This is a genomic window from Aquiflexum lacus, assembly GCF_015476655.1.
Taxonomy (GTDB): Bacteria; Bacteroidota; Bacteroidia; order Cytophagales; family Cyclobacteriaceae; genus Aquiflexum; species Aquiflexum lacus.
In genome coordinates this window covers 30,811-48,950 of sequence record NZ_JABFHF010000023.1, presented here as the reverse complement: position 1 = coordinate 48,950, position 18,140 = coordinate 30,811, and the positions used below count along the sequence as shown (strand labels likewise).

At 37.6% G+C, this 18,140-nt stretch carries 9 protein-coding genes; 1 reads left to right on the top strand and 8 read right to left on the bottom strand.

What is annotated here, in order from left to right; genetic code table 11:
• Window positions 1–11 precede the first annotated feature (11 nt).
• Window positions 12–1,670, bottom strand: coding sequence for a sodium:solute symporter family transporter (locus HMJ38_RS18305; RefSeq protein ID WP_228780130.1), 1,659 nt, complete (start codon window positions 1,668–1,670; stop codon window positions 12–14).
• A 224-nt stretch (window positions 1,671–1,894) separates the two neighbouring features.
• Between HMJ38_RS18305 and HMJ38_RS18300 the strand changes: the two genes are divergently transcribed.
• A complete protein-coding gene (locus HMJ38_RS18300; RefSeq protein ID WP_194975880.1) occupies window positions 1,895–2,824 on the top strand; it encodes an AraC family transcriptional regulator in 930 nt (309 codons plus the stop codon).
• A 62-nt stretch (window positions 2,825–2,886) separates the two neighbouring features.
• Here the strand turns inward: HMJ38_RS18300 and HMJ38_RS18295 are convergent, their stop codons facing one another.
• The 7 genes from HMJ38_RS18295 to HMJ38_RS18265 all read right to left on the bottom strand — a co-directional run bounded on the left by HMJ38_RS18295 (window position 2,887) and on the right by HMJ38_RS18265 (window position 18,119).
• A complete protein-coding gene (locus tag HMJ38_RS18295) occupies window positions 2,887–4,311 on the bottom strand; it encodes a GH39 family glycosyl hydrolase (RefSeq protein WP_194975879.1) in 1,425 nt (474 codons plus the stop codon).
• 218 nt (window positions 4,312–4,529) lie between these two features.
• The gene (locus HMJ38_RS18290; protein ID WP_228780129.1) at window positions 4,530–5,858 is read right to left on the bottom strand and encodes a hypothetical protein; all 1,329 of its coding nucleotides are present in this window, start codon (window positions 5,856–5,858) and stop codon (window positions 4,530–4,532) included.
• Between the two features lie 161 nt (window positions 5,859–6,019).
• Window positions 6,020–7,438, bottom strand: a complete 1,419-nt coding sequence (locus HMJ38_RS18285) for a GH39 family glycosyl hydrolase (protein WP_194975877.1) — start codon at window positions 7,436–7,438, stop codon at window positions 6,020–6,022.
• Between the two features lie 162 nt (window positions 7,439–7,600).
• The gene (locus HMJ38_RS18280; RefSeq protein WP_194975876.1) at window positions 7,601–9,787 is read right to left on the bottom strand and encodes a glycosyl hydrolase 115 family protein; all 2,187 of its coding nucleotides are present in this window, start codon (window positions 9,785–9,787) and stop codon (window positions 7,601–7,603) included.
• A 33-nt stretch (window positions 9,788–9,820) separates the two neighbouring features.
• Window positions 9,821–11,833 carry an FAD-dependent oxidoreductase gene (locus HMJ38_RS18275; protein WP_194975875.1) on the bottom strand — a complete coding sequence of 671 codons (2,013 nt, stop codon included), beginning with the start codon at window positions 11,831–11,833 and terminating at the stop codon, window positions 9,821–9,823.
• A gap of 256 nt (window positions 11,834–12,089) precedes the next feature.
• Window positions 12,090–16,241, bottom strand: coding sequence for a cellulose binding domain-containing protein (locus HMJ38_RS18270; protein ID WP_194975874.1), 4,152 nt, complete (start codon window positions 16,239–16,241; stop codon window positions 12,090–12,092).
• A gap of 117 nt (window positions 16,242–16,358) precedes the next feature.
• Window positions 16,359–18,119, bottom strand: coding sequence for a RagB/SusD family nutrient uptake outer membrane protein (locus HMJ38_RS18265; RefSeq protein WP_194975873.1), 1,761 nt, complete (start codon window positions 18,117–18,119; stop codon window positions 16,359–16,361).
• Window positions 18,120–18,140 lie beyond the last annotated feature (21 nt).

Sequence of the window (18,140 nt, the reverse complement as noted above, 5' to 3'; positions counted from 1 at the left end):
GTTTGAGTTTGTCAAGTTTGAGAAGTCTTTTTGCCTACCAAAAAAACCACAAGTGCAAATAAGAAATAAAACAGGGCACCTATTATGGCGATGTTGCTTCCTTTGGTTCCTAATGAAAACAACGCCATTGTAATGATCAACAAGCCGCTTAATGCCAAGGCTATCACAAATACATTGGAAAGCATTTTTTTGAATTTACCGGATATAGTTGGGATTTCGTCAGGTCTCAAGGGTGTATTGATCAACTTAAAAAACCGGTCGACACTTTCTTTGTATCCGATGGATTTGGGAACCCACCAACCTGAGGAGAAGAATATTGCAAAGCAAATTACTATTTCGATGAAGGTTGCCAATTCCCATGAAATTTCAGGATGGCTGTTAAGCAGGAACCCGGCCAATATTCCAACAAGCACTGTAGCCAATGCACCAATGGAATTCGGTTTTTTGAATAGAATCCCAAATACCAAAGGAATGGCCAGAGGAATCGCAAACAATCCAGTTAACAGTTTATTTGCCTCAAAAGCCCCACCTAACTGCCCTACATATAAAGCACCAATTGTAGCTACCATTCCCACCAATATGATATTGATCCTCGCTACCCAGAGATAATGCTTGTCGGTACCAGATGGATTCCATAACCTTTTGTAAATATCATTGGTCAAAACCCCGGACATGATGTTGAATTCGGAATTAAGCGAAGACATGGTTGCAGAGAAGATGGCCGCAAGCATCAAACCCATTATTCCTGATGGAAGCAATTTTACTGCCGTTGCCACGTAAGCCATTTCCGGATTGGGCAGTAAAGGAAAAATCTCTGTGGCTGCAATGGCAGGCAACAAAAAGAAAACAGGAAATACAAAGAACAGGATGGCTGTAAAATATCCGAGTTTTTTAGAAGAAGCCTCATCCTTGACACTATAAAAACGCTGGATGAAAGCCCAGTTTCCATTATACTTGAGACTTATTAAAAGAAAATAAACCAGAATCCAGAAGAAATTGCCGTTGGGACCATTCATAAAACCAAAATGATCTGATTGGTTGGCCATCAAGTTGCCCAAACCTCCCACTGCATCCAAAGAAAGTGGCACCATAATGATGGAAGCAAAAATCAATATCACAAATTGGATGGCGTCCATCACTACAACTGCCCATACTCCTCCGACAATCGTAAACATGGTTATCACAAATCCTGAAATCAGGACAGATTCCATAAAACTGAAATGGGTAGCGGTACTTATAAAAATTCCAATGGCATATAACCTTACCATGTTATCCAAAAACCTCATGCCCAACCCTATCCAACTGAAAGTCTGTCGGACCCCGCTGTTGAATCTTGTTTCCAGATATTCTACAGGTGTAATAATGCCGGATCTTCGCCACCTTTCTGCCAGAAACCTGGCCGCAATAAGACAGGGAAATACAGTACTCCAAAGGATCAACACCCCGATCAATCCATATTGATATGCAATACCGGCATGGGCTACAAATACAAAAGAACTGAACAGCCCCATGTAATTACTTATACCGCCAATAACCCACGGTATGGTGTTGCCACCCTTGAAGTAATCTTTGATGTCTTTGATAAACCACCCGAAGAACACCCCGATCCCAGCCATCAAAAGCATGTAGATCAAAAAGGCAATGTAGTCGAGCTGTTGGAGTTTTTCCATAGGTGGGTTTATTGTTATTTTTATCTTTTGTCCATTTTTCCAGTTCGGAAAAATCTATCATTGAACAATTCCACTAAATTATTTCAGAATTGTAAATCTACCTTCACCATTTTTTGCAGATGATTGAATTATTTTTGCACATTTTCAGAAAAAACTTTCATTTCTTGCAAAAATCTATCAAATTAGATTGGATTAAATCCCATAAACCCAAAATAATACCAGTCATGATGCCTTTGTTTCTAAAGAAAAATACCACCTCACTTGGCCACTCTTTCTTGATCGAAAAATTCACCGTCCCTCACACTTATGACATCTGGCACCATCATACAGAACTTGAGTTTTTACATATTGTAAAAGGTAGCGGGACAAGATTTATCGGTGACAGTATTGAATCCTTTACCGATGGAGACCTGGTACTGGTCGGGCCAAACCTGCCACACGTTTGGAGATCTGATAAATGTTATTACGATTCCGATCCTCAGATCAGGGTGGAAGTGATATTGACCCAATTTCTTCCCGATTTTTTGGGAAAGGATTTTTTGAACCTCTCTGAAATGCATGAACTCAAAATTTTTCTCGAAGATGCCAACCAGGGTGTACAAATTATTGGAACAACAAGAGAAATGGCTTCAGAACGTCTTTTTGAAATTTTAAACCTTCATGGTAGCCAAAAACTCATGGCATTTATATCTTTACTTGCAGACCTGGCCAGCAGTAAGTCCTATAGAAAACTAACTACTTCTGGTTTTTCAAATACTTATCAATCCAGAGGTTCCAGTAGAATCAATAAAGTCCACGATTTTATTATGAACAATTTTATGGAAGATATTTCCCTGGCCCAGGCTGCTGAAATTGCCAGCATGAACGAAACTGCCTTTTGCCGCTTTTTCAAAAACTCCACCCTGAAAACTTTCACCCAATTTCTGAACGAAGTACGTATTGGCTATGCCTGTAAACTTTTGCTAAATGAAGACCTTAACGTGGCGTCAGTTGGTTTTGAATCCGGATTTAAAAACATTCCCTATTTCAACAGGGTATTCAAATGTACTTTAGGAATTACTCCTCAACAGTATCAAAAGTCTGCCTGTGCCACTAGTCAAAAAAACCTTAATTTCATGATGCTTGAAGAAAAATATCCACATATACATAATTAAAACATACCCTAGGAATTGTGAAAGTTAAAAGCTATCTCCCTTAAATCCATTCTTTGATCAAATCACAAATTCACCCAGCTCCTGTCAACGATTGCAATAGGCCAGTCCCCAATGGGAATGTTTTTAAAGATATGATCTTTGCCCTTTCTTTGAAAACTGCCTTTTGGCAATTCATATATGGTACCATCAAACAGATCCAACAAAACAGGATTAGACAATTTGATGTTCCTTATGACAAAATCTTCACGGACGGTCTCCATGGAATCCTCTGGCTTTGCTAAACCGTTCCAGATAGTGATGGCATCACCCTTTTTCCCTGTTCTTTTAAAAGCAAATACCTTCAGGTTTTCTTCGGACATTGTTTTTACCCCAACCTCTGTTTTACTTATTTCGCCTGAAAAAAGGGTGGCTACGGTTTGGTATGTATAATAGGACAGTTTGGGTCTTTCTATGGACTTGTCCGGGTTGGTCAGCAGCAGTCCTTTGGAGTTATAGCCTTCCATGTGGTCTCCCTGACCGTAGTACATATCGGAAATCTGAAAAATGCTGGTCACATCTACGCCGTTGGCCATATCCCCCAGCATTCTTCTCAGAACCCATTTGGCCTGTGAAATTTCAGACCAATCAAACTGCCTAAGAGCACCAACAGACTGACCTTTGGGAGTACTTGGGGCACCGTTTTCCCCCTGCCAGAGTTCTATTCCAGAATTGTAGTTATTTAACAGTACCCTTAGTTTACTTACAATTACATAGGAAGTCTCAGGCACAGGAGTATATCCATGAAAACTTAATGCATCAAAATATTCCAACTTATTTTTGGATTTGAGGATATCCAGAATCGACTGTACATATTTGACATTACCAGGTCCGGCCAACCCTAGGGCAATGATTCTTGCCCCAGGTTGGACTTTTTTTATGATATCGGCAGTTCTTACATGGAATTCGGCAAATTCCAAGGGAGTAAATTTCTTACTTATATCCGGTTCATTCCATATCTCCCACTCGATTACCTTATCCTTATACCTTGATACCAAAGCTTCCACCCACCTATCCCAAGCTTGAAGGGCCTCATAAGTTGTAGGAATCCCCCCAGCAAGTGCGGCGTCCCCGCCACCTTCATAAATGGGGTTCCCATAAGAGGTTTGAAGCCAAGGATTTACACCTTGGGATAAAGCATCATCAACAATTATATCAAGCCATTCAAAATCATACTTTCCTTTTTCTTTTTCACACTTGGCCCAGCCGCCCTGCAATCGAATACGTTTTGCACCCAATGGACCAAGATATTCTTTATAGGCATGATAGTCTGCATAGTCCCTATCAAGTGTCTCTCCACCGATGGACCACCTTGAGGATTCAATTTCTTTGGCTGATAAAGTTTGTAATTTCCCTAGATTTGGTAAGGAGTGAATGTCTTGCGCATATACAAATCCATACCCTGCTAAAAGAAAAACACTACTTAAAAACCCTAATTTTATGAATTTCATTTTTGATACATTTTAAGTTATTGTTTGTTACTAAAGTAAAGCAAAATGATAATTAGCAATAATCTTATCTTTGCAGAAAATTGAACAGAATTTACTATTTCAGACTTTGATGTTATTTAAAATTAAATTTCAAAGATATTATGTATTCAATAAATTTTTGTCTTCAAGTTCTGACGAGCGGATTAGAATGGAATCGAAAAGGTATCCGAATTCCTGATTCAAGGTAGTTTCCATGGAAGGTCTGTTTCTATTGTAACCTTTCCGGGACCTTCATCAATAATCCCTATGAATGAATTGTTTAATGAAGTGTTGAAAATTGTCTTAAAAAGAATGACTTTATTTTCAACTTCATTGATCAACAGTTCCATATGTCCATTATGAGCGAAATCACTATTTGAAATACTGATTGTGGTAGACAAGTAATTGGACATTGCTTCATTGGAATGGAAACGGATGCGGTTTTCTTTAAAAGTTGAATTGGTTATCCGGATTACATCAATGGGTGTGTTGATTGAGATAAAATCTTTTTTTTCTTGGTGTTTTATGAAGATGTTGTCGAACAAAAGATTTTCCTGAATGGGAATCTCAGCGCCGGGGTAATAAGATCTGCTGTATCGGTCGTTGTCAAAATGTATTGAAAACGCTATTCTTGGCTTTTCCAAAAATATATCCCTAAAAACCACATTCCTAACTCCCGCTGTATGGATTACTTCTTCCTGAACCACTCCCCAATTGATACCGTCTAACTCTTGACTACCGGTATCATGGACAGGTCTGGTATATGAGGTATACAGTTTACCATCCGGTTGGGCTTGCACCCTGTAAATTTTTCCATCGGAAACTACAGCGTCTGACTGTTGTACCTCCATACCAGGCTTCCAATCAACCCATGCACCGGCAAGAATACGACAAAAATAACCAGTAGTATTTTCAGCATTTAAATCATGACATTTTTCAACTACTCCGTCTTCTATCCATCCCATTTCCGGATTGGAAGTAGCATAATCATGGCCATTCAATGCTAGGGCGTCATCAAAGGTTTCGAAAACCCCATTACTTATCGCAAATCGTTTGCCCCGCCCGAGGTGTATTCCATCTTTTTTACCTTTGATGATAACATCATTTATGATCAGGTCTTCAAATGTACATACATGTATTCCAAACTGGGCTTTTTCAAGATCCATCATCCTGAAATGTTCAATTCGCAGGTCTTTGACATAAAAAAAAGCAATCTGCCCACGTAATCCATAGACTTCAGAAAATACTTTATCAATTCCATTGACAATTATGTGTAACCCTTGAATGGAAATGTGTTCGTCATAGTTTTTAGTAAGAGCACCTTTGTTTAAAAGTACGTGGGTAAATGTGCCTTCTTCATCCACTTTTTGGAGAAATACTCCATTCCCAAAAACCAGGGAAGTATGACTGCCAATATAGACTGTTCCGGCGATTTTATAGGTTCCTGGTCGATTGACATGGATTGACCCGCCCTGATCTAAAGCTTTCTGAAGTGCAATTGTATTTTCTTTGCCAGTTGCACTAGGCAAAAAGCCAAATGTGGAAGCATCATTACATTCAATATTGAGATGATGACTAGCAATTGTCTGGTATCCATGGACATCAACTTGTTGACAAACTATAACATCAATTGATGTTAAATTGTATATGAAAATTAATGAGAATGAATAAAATTTAATTAGGGATGTTTTCATTTTTTTTCAGTAGCGGTAATTTGCAGAAGGCTTCTATCAGCAATAATACCTGGCGAGTCATAAATAGGTATATTTTTGAAATTGTAGGTATCATTTTCCACCTCAAGCTGTTCCTTACCCAGCGCCCATACTTCTCCTGTAAGTAAATCTACATAAACTGGTTCTGTAAAATGCCCTTTTTGAACTGTTATGTCCACAGTAGTTTTAAGGTCATCATCCTGAGGTATTTTATTATTGATCCAATAAACAAAAAGCTGTTCTTTTGTTTCCAGATCCTCGTAAACGAAAAAAGAGTGTAATGTATCTTTCTCAAATGTATAGGGATATTCTTTGATTCTGATAAGTTTATCATCAAAGATGGATGCTACATTTTGGAGGACCTGATATGTTTGCTTAGGACGCTCGACTGTTTGATCATCATTGGATTTTAAAATCCCTTTGGAATTCATTTCGTCGGGATATTTCATTTCCATTATCCCGAAATAGCTACTCTCTATATCCCTTCCCAAATCACCCATTAACCGACGAAGTGCCCATTTGGAGGCTGAGTGTTCTTTCCAATCATAATTATTGAGAGCTTTCGTTTTTTGATTGGCTGTAGGTGCGCCGGATTCAGTTTGTCTGATTTTGATCCTTGGATCAAACTTTTTTACAATCGAATCAAGCTTTTCAACATTAGAATAATCTTCCGGATCAAACAGGTGTCTATGAAAAGACACCTGATCGATTAAGTCAAGTTTACCTTTTTCTGCCACAATGGTTAACACTTTATCAGCATATTCATAATCTACACCACTCCCCAAGCCGAAAGCCAGAATTTGGGCATCCGGTTGAATTCCTCTGACCTTTTGGGCTGTTCTTATCAAGAAGTCTGCATACAATTCCACGGGAATTTTATAATTTGGCTCATTCCATATTTCCCATTCATTTACAAGGTCTTTATACCTTGAGACAGTTGCAAGAACCCAATTGTCCCATCCTTCCAATGCCACTTTGGATCGTGGCAAAGCACCAAACAAGGTAGTTCCTCCTCCATCTGCATAAATTGAATTTCCGTAACCAAGATTTACCCAGGGTTGTACACCTTGATTTTTCATATCATAAATGATATCATCCAACCACTCAAAATCATAAATACCTTTTTCTTTTTCTACCCTGGCCCATCCTGCCTGAATTCTTGCTTTTTTGAAACCCAATGGCCCAAGGTAATCTCTCCAGTTGTCATAAATTGTATATCCCCTATCCATGGTTTCTGCACCAATTGACCAGTTTGATGAAGAAATATCCCGGGCATGTCTAGGTTCAATTCTACCTAATAAAGAAAAACCGGAATCTTTATCCTGATTATTGCAGGAATTGAAAAAGAAAGTTGACAATAAACATAAACCCAATGGATAATTTCTTTTTATTTTCATTATTATATAGTTTACAAAATCATTTCTTAGTCTATAATATTATTAGAAAAAGAAAAAGGAGATTTTTATTTAAGTAACACTATGTGTTGATCCCAAGTATTTGGTAAATGATAAATTAACCTGAAAATCAAATCTCATTAATAATCCATTTTTTATTCTGAATTACAGGGGACTTGTCCAATCTATTCCAACTTGTACCTTTTCCCTTAACAGTTTTAAAGTTTGTTCAGAGAGTTGCTCTGTATATGGCAAATTGACTTTGGTATCTCCATTGTACCAATCTTTCCATTTGCCTTGGGTTCGAAGTTTTCGTGCTAAATCCACTTCAGAGAGAAAAGCATGGGCAATCTCCAAGTTCTCGAGTGCCCTAGTTTCGTCTCCTAAATCTAAGAACTGCCGGGCTTTCAGGATATGGTCCAACCACTTGGTCAGCCCTGACATCAACAATACGTTTGACAAAAGATCTGTCTTGAAAAAATCGAATTCGATTGGATTAAGCAGTGGTTGGAGACTTTCAGCCCTTTTCATAGCAATGGCCAAGGCCAACCTCTGTTGAATGACCTTTTGCTGATAGGCATCAGCCTGAACCGTAGGTTGGTATTGGGCAGAAAGGTGCTTTTTGGCCCATTCAGCTTCTACACTTAGTTTGTTAGGTAACTTAATCTGTTTTTCAGCCTTGTATTTTTCGGGATCCTTAAGATACTCCTGGATTTTTCTGAGATGATTTCCTCCCGATCCTCTTGTTTGACCGTCCAGAAGCATTGGCACACCTATTTCATCATGCTCAACAAAAATATCATAGTAACTTTGATAGGCTTCCCGAGCCAATTTAGGAACACTTGGGTATCGGTTTTCAAACCATTGGTTTAGATGTTGTTCCAAACTGAAGTTTTTAAAATCCACCAACATTTTGCTTGTCGCCTCTATTCCAAAAACAAACTCCCTGACATTGGACACATTGATGATGGCATATTCGCCGCTCTGTCGTTCTATAGCCTCTCCAATAAGACGGTGGGTACGCGATGGGTGGACTGCAGGTGCCAAATGAGGCCCTGAACCCCAAACTTGTTGATGATAGTATATACCGTATTTCCTATTTTCCTCACGTGCTACCTGATAAAAATCAGGCGTGAAAATCCACCCTGGACTGTTGTCAGAAAAGATGATCATACAATTATGAGGTATTTCCAAATAGCCTTCAGCAAACAAACCAGCTCCTTCAGCCCATAGCGTAGTAGTCAGGGGAATATCGCTTCTTTTGTCATATTTTTTAATAATTCTAATCTGCTCTTTCATAGCCTCAGAAATAATTCTTCCAAAGTCTTCCTCTGTTTGGGGAATCCCGGGGTCTGCCATCCACATCGGTCTATCACCGATACCCCTAAGACCTATTTGCCAGATCACATTGGGGTAAGTAGACCATTTTTTGGCATATGCCTCCCATACTTCTATCAACTCCTCCTTGCTACTATAATAAGAAAACAGTTTATCCTCCCCTTTGGCTTTCCAATAATTGAAAAAAGCAAAGGCGCTGACCCCGACAGGTTCCACATGGTGTTGGGAAATGAAAACCCCTCTTTTTGCGGCAATTTTAACCAGTTCTTCTTCGGCAGGATTCATAATATCTATAAAGCTTGCCGGAATAATCAAGTTCATTTTTGACCTAACCAATGCCTCAACCACATGCTCCATAAGTCTAGGGTTGACCACTTCTCCATAATAGGGATAATCAATATTACGCTTACCCCCAGAAGGCATAAAACCGGTAAATAAATCCTCATCATTTATAAACCAGCCTCGATATTTGAATGTAGGAGTACTGGATGTGAAATTTATATTTTTAAAAATCAGCTCATTTCTTTTGGCAGGCTCACGGTCCGACCAGTAGTACAATGGATCAACTCCTAAATAATCTTCCAAAAAATGATAAATGCCAAACATAGTGCCTCGAGAATCTGATCCTACAATTTGTAGGTAATTCCTATCAGATTTGAAAATTTCGATGTGATAGCTTTCCCAAAGCCCCCGATGCCCGGCTGATTTCTCACTTCCTATTTTTTGAATAAATCCATTGAAAGCTTCATTCGCCAATGAACCAATCACTATACAATTATCCCTACAAGACTTGAATTCGGTAATTACTTTTAATTCCTTTCCCGAAATTTTCCTGATATCATTGACCAAATCCTGAACAGCAAACCTGACATGCTCGGGCTCATTTGGATGCAAAAAAATTGAGGCTTGCTCTTGGCTAGAAAATAGGACGAATTCCCTATTATAACCGTCACATAGCCCCTCAAAGCCAATGGAAAAGATCAATATTAAAATATTTACAATCTGCTTTGTCATTCCTGTTGTTTTAAATCAATGAACATCCATTTTTTATTTCTCAGTAGAGGTCTTGATTAAAATTAATGCATCGGCCATTACTATTCCATTCGAATTCTCGTCTGTTACTATTATGGAGTTTTTTTCATCACTTTTTAAATTAAATTCTCCTAATAGCATCCAAGTACCTGCTGTCTGTCCTTTCACAATAATTCTTGAGTTGTCAAAATCTATTGTATTCAACTCTTCTCCTACCTTTACATAATATCTCGTAATTGTAGATAACCCTGGTTTATTTTTTAAATAAACATAGATTTCATAATTACCAGAAACTTGAATATTTGGCTTATAGATAATTCTGTTTCTTTTGGAACCCTCAGTGTAAAGAGAGGAAATTCCAAAATTACCTTTTGTATCAGTTTTCCAATTCCCTTCAACGCTTACAAGTTCAGCATCATTATCATCAATCAGAATATCAGCTGCCCTATTGTCTGAATAAGGATTTAATTCAAGGCTTTCTTTCAATTTTTCGATATCAATTTCCTGAACCGCTACTCCACTCTGGATAGCCTGAATTGCTGCAATACCTGCAGATTGACCCAAAGCCATAAATACAGGTTCCATTCGTATGGAGCCATAGGCAATGTGACTTGCTGAAAGACAGACAGGCACTATTAGATTTTGAATCTCTGATTTTTTGGGGACTATCGACTTGTAAGAAATTTCATAAGGAGCAAACCCATGAACCTGCACATCCCCTTCATTTTTCACCATTCCGTTCACAACTAACCGCTGCACATTGTGAGAATCCATACCATAGGAAGCCATTGCGACTCCATCCTTTACTTTTTCTCTTCCCCAACAATTGTGCTCAGTCATCACATAATCACTTACCATCCTTCTGGCTTCCCTTATGTAAGGTTGGTGACTAAAATGATCATTATCTAGGTATTCATCCTTAGGGTAACCATATGGAATCAATACCTCTCTCAATTCGAGTGGTATCCTCTCATCATTTTGTAGAAAAAATAAAAACCCTTTTGTATACTCTTCCAGTTCTTTGATAAACTTAGCTCTATAAGCATAATCTCCCTCCGGATAATCATAGTTCATCCCAATATAATCCGTAGAAAATGGGCCATCATTATTTATATCTGTCTTTCTGTTTGGCATCTCACCAAACCAAAATCCCTTTTCCCAAAAAATTCCCGGTTGATTGTTTTCAATTAATCTAATAAAAAGCTCATATTTTGTTGAATCATAATTTGCAGGTTTTGTGATGGGAACTCTATTTTCAACACTGTCAGTCAGACATAGCCTGAAATTATAGGCTTGAATCTTCTTGTCCCCCGAACCGATAGGTGGAAGTTTTGAATTACTGATACCCCACAACAAACCACTTTTAGGGTCTTTGGGGATTACATAAGGATCAATGCCATCTATAAACTGATGTTTATCCAAGAGTTGTACCCCATTCCATTTTTCATTATAAACATCATTTCCTTCCCTTCCAACCGTGTAGGAAACATTGGCCTTGGCCATCAGATCACCTTCATAACTTGCATCTATAAAAACCTGCGCCTTTATAATTTTATTATTTTCAGGAATTGGTCTCTTGGAACTTTCTAATGTAATCTCAGCTATTCGGTAATCCTCTTTTTTTACATCAATGAGCCTATATAGCTTCCAGACATCTACTTTGGACTCAACCATATAAGAATCAAAAATACTCTCGGCCACATGAGGTTCAAAAACACTTTGTTCAAAAACGCCGTATCGTTTTCCAATCCTTCTATAGAAATCCAATGCCAATCCTTTAACTGCGGATTTATTGCCGATATCTGTATAGCCTAGTCCACCTGAACTCAATCCTCCAAGATGATTCCCATGCTCTATTAACAATACACTTTTACCTTGATTTTTTGCAGCATATGCTGCCATTACCCCAGCAGAAGTTCCTCCGTAGATTACCAAATCGTAATTGTAAATATTGTCTTCCTTCTTTTCTAAACATGAAAAGAAAAATAATTGACAGATTAATATGAATAAAAGGAAATCTGATTTCATGTGTTTATGATTTGATTTTTAGCGGTCTCATAGCCTATCCCGAACTTGATTCGGGAGAATACCCCCAGATAATTATGCTCCTGTGTGTTGCCCATTCGATATCGGTATTTTATCTTTATATAACTTATATTTGTCCTCAGACCTTCCAGACGTGCAGGAGGTTAGTCTTTCCGAAATTCATAAAGGGAAAATCCTACCTGATCTATATTCAAACCGATGCATGAACCATGGTTTAATACATCGGTTCAATATATCTTTAATTTTTAAGCAACCTCCCTGTAAATATTTTATCCCTCATATTGACCTTAATCAGGTATAAGCCTTTTCGTAGATTATCAATAGGAAGAATCCCATCTCTGGGTAAAAAACCTTGAAAAACAACCTGGTTTCTGGAGTCAATTATAACTATTTCTGAAATCGGATCAAGTTCAAGATTGAATTGAATGTAATTTTCTGTCGGATTTGGGAAGATTATGAGTTCTTCATCAGAATTGCTAAACACCTCTGATATATCAGCAATTTGACTTGGTTCTATTCCGAAAAGCAGCTCTCCTCTATAGTATACTGTGATATGTTCGTTTTCTTGATAATCCGAATTAGCAAGGTAAGAATGGTGGTTGGATTGTTCGAAGGTGGACCAATCACCCTTGGCAGTTCTAGATTGAATTTCTCCGGTAGAACTGAATGGATGAAGCGTATTTGCCGCAGGGTCAATTTTAAATTCTAAGTAGGTGTCCCCTCCCATGAAAGGGGGGGTAACTTCAAAAAACTCTGTAATTACAAATTCCTTTCCCAATTTCGCATAATCTATCCAATTTTTCAATTCAGAATTCCCGTTGGAATTAAACCAATACCTAAATGATAAATCCTGATAATCGAGCTTAGAATTTCCTTCATTTTTCAATATTAAATGAGTTCTAATTAGATTGGTATTGGAATTATTGCCAATAGTTCTGGAGTGAATACTCACTCTGCTTTCAGTATCCTCTATTTCTGGTTCCTCGCCCCAAACAAGAATACCATTTCTATAAAGGGTAAAGCGGTTATTTTCTGTTTTTGAGGAAGTTTTTAAATAACTGTAATCATTTTCCTCATTAAATGTAGTAAAATCTGATTTAGCAATTCTGGATTTGGTCAAACCGGATTTTAAACCCGCCTCCAATTTTCCCGCTGATTTATCAAAACTGTAACTTAAATACCCAAATGCTTTTTGTCTTGGGTTGGAAAGTTCCTCATATTGGGTATAGATGTTTTCCTTACCCAAGGGTGAATAATCAATCCAGGTTAAAATAGGGGCGTATTCTTCAGGAGTAAACCAATATTTGGCAGTTATTTGAGACAAGTCAATCGGAACATCTCCCATGTTTTCCAAAGAAAATTCAGGACGGATTTGGTTGTTATTTAAACCTTTTTTGTTGCCATTCAGGTACAGAAGCTTAAGACCAAAAGTATATTCACTTTCTACTGCTCCAATATCCGGGGATGAACCCTTAAAGTCGTCCGTTATCCCTTCAATTAATACTCCAGCATCAATTGCAGGACTTTCCATTGATAGACCATAATAAGGAATGGGAACCTCACCTTCTTTCAGTAATAAAGGGGATCCAACAATATGCTCCTTCATTTTTACACCTAGATTAGAGGCTACAAGTGTGTCAATGTTGTAAATGAGATTTCTTTCGAACTCAATTTCATTTGGAAAGCTGGCCCCTTCTCTCATCGTAAACAACCTTCCTGGTAAACTTTCAGGTGCAATGATTAAATTGTTTTTAATCCATATTCCATTGTCTTGACCTGCGGTCTCGTTGTAATAGAATCTATTTCTATCGGGGTTTACACTTGGAGACGGATTGTTTGTGAATACAACAGTATTGTTATGTATTTGAAGATTTTGAAACCTTCCCTGATCTCCAAAAAACCTTGTAACATTTTGCGCAATATTATGATGGATTTTAATATCTCTTAAGGGGCAACAATCTCTCGAAAAATCATTAAACCCTGTTATCCCCCCATCAAAGAAATTATGGTCTATCTCCAGATAACTGGTTTTAACTTCTATCCAATATCCAAACCCAAATGAGCTAGGATGTACATAGTTGTGATGGAACCTGATAGTAGGGGCAGTCTGTGGAAAATGTTCATTTGAAAGAGAAACTGTACGGTCAAAATCAGAATCAAAAATCTCATTTCTTTCTACAATATTATGATGAAGCTCAATTGCAAAATTCGCAACATTATTCCAAGTTTGCCTGGGCTTCAACCTTGTTTTTAATCTATAGAATTTGGAATCTTTTAAATAATTGTCGGTATACCTTTCCAGAGTCCCTTGATTTCCCCTGTTTCCGGATTTAATTGCATATCCTGTCCCTGGTAAAGTAGATTCGAAATAAATATCATGAATATCATTATGCGTTGTCTTGTACAAGTGGATCATACCCAACGATCCCCAACTGGTTCCATCTGTTGCCTCGTATCCGGATTCTATAAACTCGCTTTCATAAACCTTGGAAAAGGAACTGTTCTCGATTTTAAGTGCACTGCTTCCAAAATTCTTAAACAAACAATTTACAACTTCCAAACTGTCGGAATTAACATTTGAAATGGCCCCGCTAATCTTTCTGTCATTTCCATCAAATGAAATATTGGCAATTAAATGATTCCTTTTGCCTCCAACTATTTCAATCAGTTTTCCAATATTCCGCCTAAAATCCTCATCATTATTCTCCCAATTTCCTCTGATAGTAGTTTTATCTGATCCTTGACCGATCAAGCTGATCTCTGAAGGAAGATAAATTGTTGAATTCAATAGATGAATTCCTGCCGAAAGCTCAACGGAATTACCCCTATCAGGATCAACTTGAGAGGCTGCGAAATCCAAAGTTTTCCAAGCCGTTTCTTTAGACAGTCCATCATTTATGTTATTTCCATCAAGGCTTACGTAAAAAGTAGTATTTTCAAAGATCTGGGCCTTAACTTTTATCTCGGAGTGAACGAAGAGTCTACCATCCAGAGTTGTGGCAAGTATTTTAGTAACTCCTACAGAAAGCCCTGTGATATTGCCGTCTCTGTCTACTGTTGCAATTTCGGGATTTTCACTTGACCAGAAAACATCCTTATAGGTCGCATACTCAGGAAGGACCGAGGTAAAAAGTTGATCTGTATCCCCAATTCCAAGGACTATTGAAGGCCTGTCCAAACTGATTTCAGAAACAGGAAACTGATTTGAAATCTGAAACGCCCACAATTGATCTGCATCATCCAAATCGGTCTTCGTTCCTACATACCTTCCGATTGGATTTGAGGTGAAGGGTAAGTCAGTAGCACTAAATACAGAATTATCAGACTGATTGAAAATTTTATAAATACTGCCTCCCTGGGGTGTGAATATCCAGTTTTTCCGGCTATCAATGCTGTTTACCGCTAAGGTGACATATTTATCTTCAGTACCGGACGCTAAATCTCTATTGCTCCTTGTCAATACCCTACCACTGTAAAGCAGATTTTCAATCTTAAATGATCCGTCAATATTATTCAAAAAATACCAACCCTGATTTTGGCTTGATCTTAATTCAAAAACTATAGGATAGTAATCTCCACCAGTTGCACTATTTGTTTGGCTTGTTGAATGAAGAAACTTTGAAGTTCCTATATTTATGAATTTGTAAGGAACATTAGGTAATCCGATGGAATTAACTTGGTCTTCAGTATAAAACACATTCAACCTCCATTGTTGTGATTCATCATTTTGGAGTGGACTTACCAATAAATACTCACCGTTGGGGTTTGGGGAATAAACCAATTCCGTAGATGTAAGACTTAATCCATTACCTTTATTGATAATATTGTAAATGCCATCCTTCACTTCAATGAATTCCCATCTCTGAAAATCACTATCATTGATTTCAGATGTAATTACATATTTACTATCAGGTCCATCTTCGACAAGCCTTTCTACACTGGTTAAAGCAGATTTCCAATAACGGATGTTCACAATATTGAATGATCCATCATTTAGTTTTATCAATTTCCATTTTTGAGCATGACTTACGTCGGAGCTACTGACAGGAAAGGTAATGGTATAAAATCCGGAGATTTCTTGTGTGTAAGCCTCATTGGAGGAATGAAGTGTTTTTTCATTCGCAACACTTCTGATATTGTAAACACCTTCTTTTATAGATTGTGAATGAGAATTGCTGATTGAAATTATCAATAGAAATAAAACAAACAAAAAATAATGCTTGTCAGCTAAAATTACTTTTTGATTAAATATTGACCATTTCACCAATGGGATATGAATCTTAAAGTAGGCAAATTTTTGATGGTTTTTTTTAATTCCCGAAACCGGAATTATTCCCCTATAATTATTAAATATTAATAGGTAAAGAAAGCTTGATATATATGATAACATGATAATTTCAATTTTAAATAAGATATTACTTTGGCTTACACCTATGAAAGACAATATTTGAAATAATAAGAAAAATATGTTGGAAGGTTATTTCCAATCCCCCCCAACATATTATGATTAGTAATAACCTTCATTCTGCTCCTCCTCTATGGGCCCTGCATTTCTCAGCCTATCAATATGGTTTTGAGGAATAGGCCTGAGCTTATGAAAAGGCCTGACCAAAGGTGCAGCAGATGGATTATATTTGGTAACTCTTTCAAAAAATGTTTCTGTTCTAACCAAATCAAACCAACGCATATAATCAGCAGGCATTTCCCTAGCCCTTTCTTCAAGAATAAAATTGATCAATGATATAGGAGAAGAAATCATATCCGCTGATATAAGCATTTCATTTTCTGTACTTTTAGTCAGTTCTTCAATACTTCCTCCTTCTACTTGGAAAAATTGTGCGGGTTTTTCTTCTCCTTCTTTGTATGCTGCTCTTAACCTCACCTGATTGATATAATCGGCAGCCTGACCAAAATCACCTAGTCTTCCAAATGCTTCAGCGGCAATTAAATAAGTTTCACTCAGCCATAAGAGTTTAAAATTCAAAGTTCCAACATTATCATTAGGAGCCAATCGATTGGGATCCATAAAATATCGGTATTGGGGAAAAAGCCTATCTGTAAATCTTTCTCTTGGCAGCCACCTGTACCTTGTTTGGTTGATTGCCGAGGGGGGAACATCTTTATGGAATGATACATAAAGTGCTGTATCTCCCACAGTGAATCTTCTTTGTCCCACCAATTCAGGGGATGGAGCATTTTCTGTAGTCCATAAAGGAATATTATTAGCACGATTGGCAATCCAGGTAGTTTTAAAAGACTTATAAAACCTTGAATCATTTTTTCTGTCATAAAGGTCATATAGAAGATCAGATGGGCGTAGCCTTACCCAAGCAACATCATTTGGTACATCCCTAGCCATACCCGGTACGGTTTCATATTGTATGACATAAAATCTATGAGAAGGATTACCAGATCCATTGACCAATCGATTTTGAGAATATTCAACAGCAAACAGAACTTCTTTATTTCTCTGATTCTGCCATCTTCTTGCTTCATCATAATCAGGCAATAATGGTCCTCTTGCTGTAATTACCTTTTGAGCATAAAATGCAGCACTATCCATATCAAAAGATTGCTGGCCTCTTTGGTCGGATACTGCACTTCCGCGGGTCAAATATACCTTTGCCAAAAGGTGTTGAGCGGCGGCTTTAGTTGGTCTGGCATTTTCAGATTGGGAATTTGGAAGAACTTTTGAAGCAATTCTCAAATCCTCAATGATCGCATTGTAAACATTGGCTACACTTTCCCTTTTCATTTCATCCAACACCTCAATATTTTCTTCCAAAAGCAGGGGGATTTTTCCAAACATCTGGACTAAAGTGAAATAATAAAAAGCTCTTAAAAACCGGACCTCACCAATTCTTGCATTTCTTCCCTCCTCGGTTCTCAACACACCACCACTGGAAGGTGTAGTGGGAATCCTATTAATGGCAATATTACAGGAATTGATACCTTTATAAAAAGCATTCCATAAGTTGTTGAAATTACCATTTACAGGACTAATATCAGTAGTATAGGTATGAAATTCATTCCCATCTGAAACGTTGGTAAATGTCCAAATGTCTGTTCCGTGATTACTGACTTTAAGCCCCTCTTGTGAACCACCAAAGGACCTCAAGTGGGTATAGGACGCCCAGACCAAAGCCTCAATTCCATCTTCGGTATCATAGAATTCATAACTGATATCCGAAACATTTTGCTCAATCAGGAAATCATCGCAACCTGAAGTGCCAAAAATCATAATTAGGATGAATATATATTTTTTCATTTTTTCTTAAATTTTGGATTT

Bases quoted from the DNA above. Each gene is read 5' to 3' on its own strand.
- HMJ38_RS18305 (WP_228780130.1), bottom strand. From the start codon at position 1,670: ATGGAAAAACTCCAACAGCTCGACTACATTGCCTTTTTGATCTACATG.
- HMJ38_RS18280 (WP_194975876.1), bottom strand. From the start codon at position 9,787: ATGACAAAGCAGATTGTAAATATTTTAATATTGATCTTTTCCATTGGC.
- HMJ38_RS18300 (WP_194975880.1), top strand. From the start codon at position 1,895: ATGATGCCTTTGTTTCTAAAGAAAAATACCACCTCACTTGGCCACTCT.
- HMJ38_RS18270 (WP_194975874.1), bottom strand. From the start codon at position 16,241: ATGTTATCATATATATCAAGCTTTCTTTACCTATTAATATTTAATAAT.
- HMJ38_RS18285 (WP_194975877.1), bottom strand. From the start codon at position 7,438: ATGAAAATAAAAAGAAATTATCCATTGGGTTTATGTTTATTGTCAACT.
- HMJ38_RS18275 (WP_194975875.1), bottom strand. From the start codon at position 11,833: ATGAAATCAGATTTCCTTTTATTCATATTAATCTGTCAATTATTTTTC.
- HMJ38_RS18265 (WP_194975873.1), bottom strand. From the start codon at position 18,119: ATGAAAAAATATATATTCATCCTAATTATGATTTTTGGCACTTCAGGT.
- HMJ38_RS18295 (WP_194975879.1), bottom strand. From the start codon at position 4,311: ATGAAATTCATAAAATTAGGGTTTTTAAGTAGTGTTTTTCTTTTAGCA.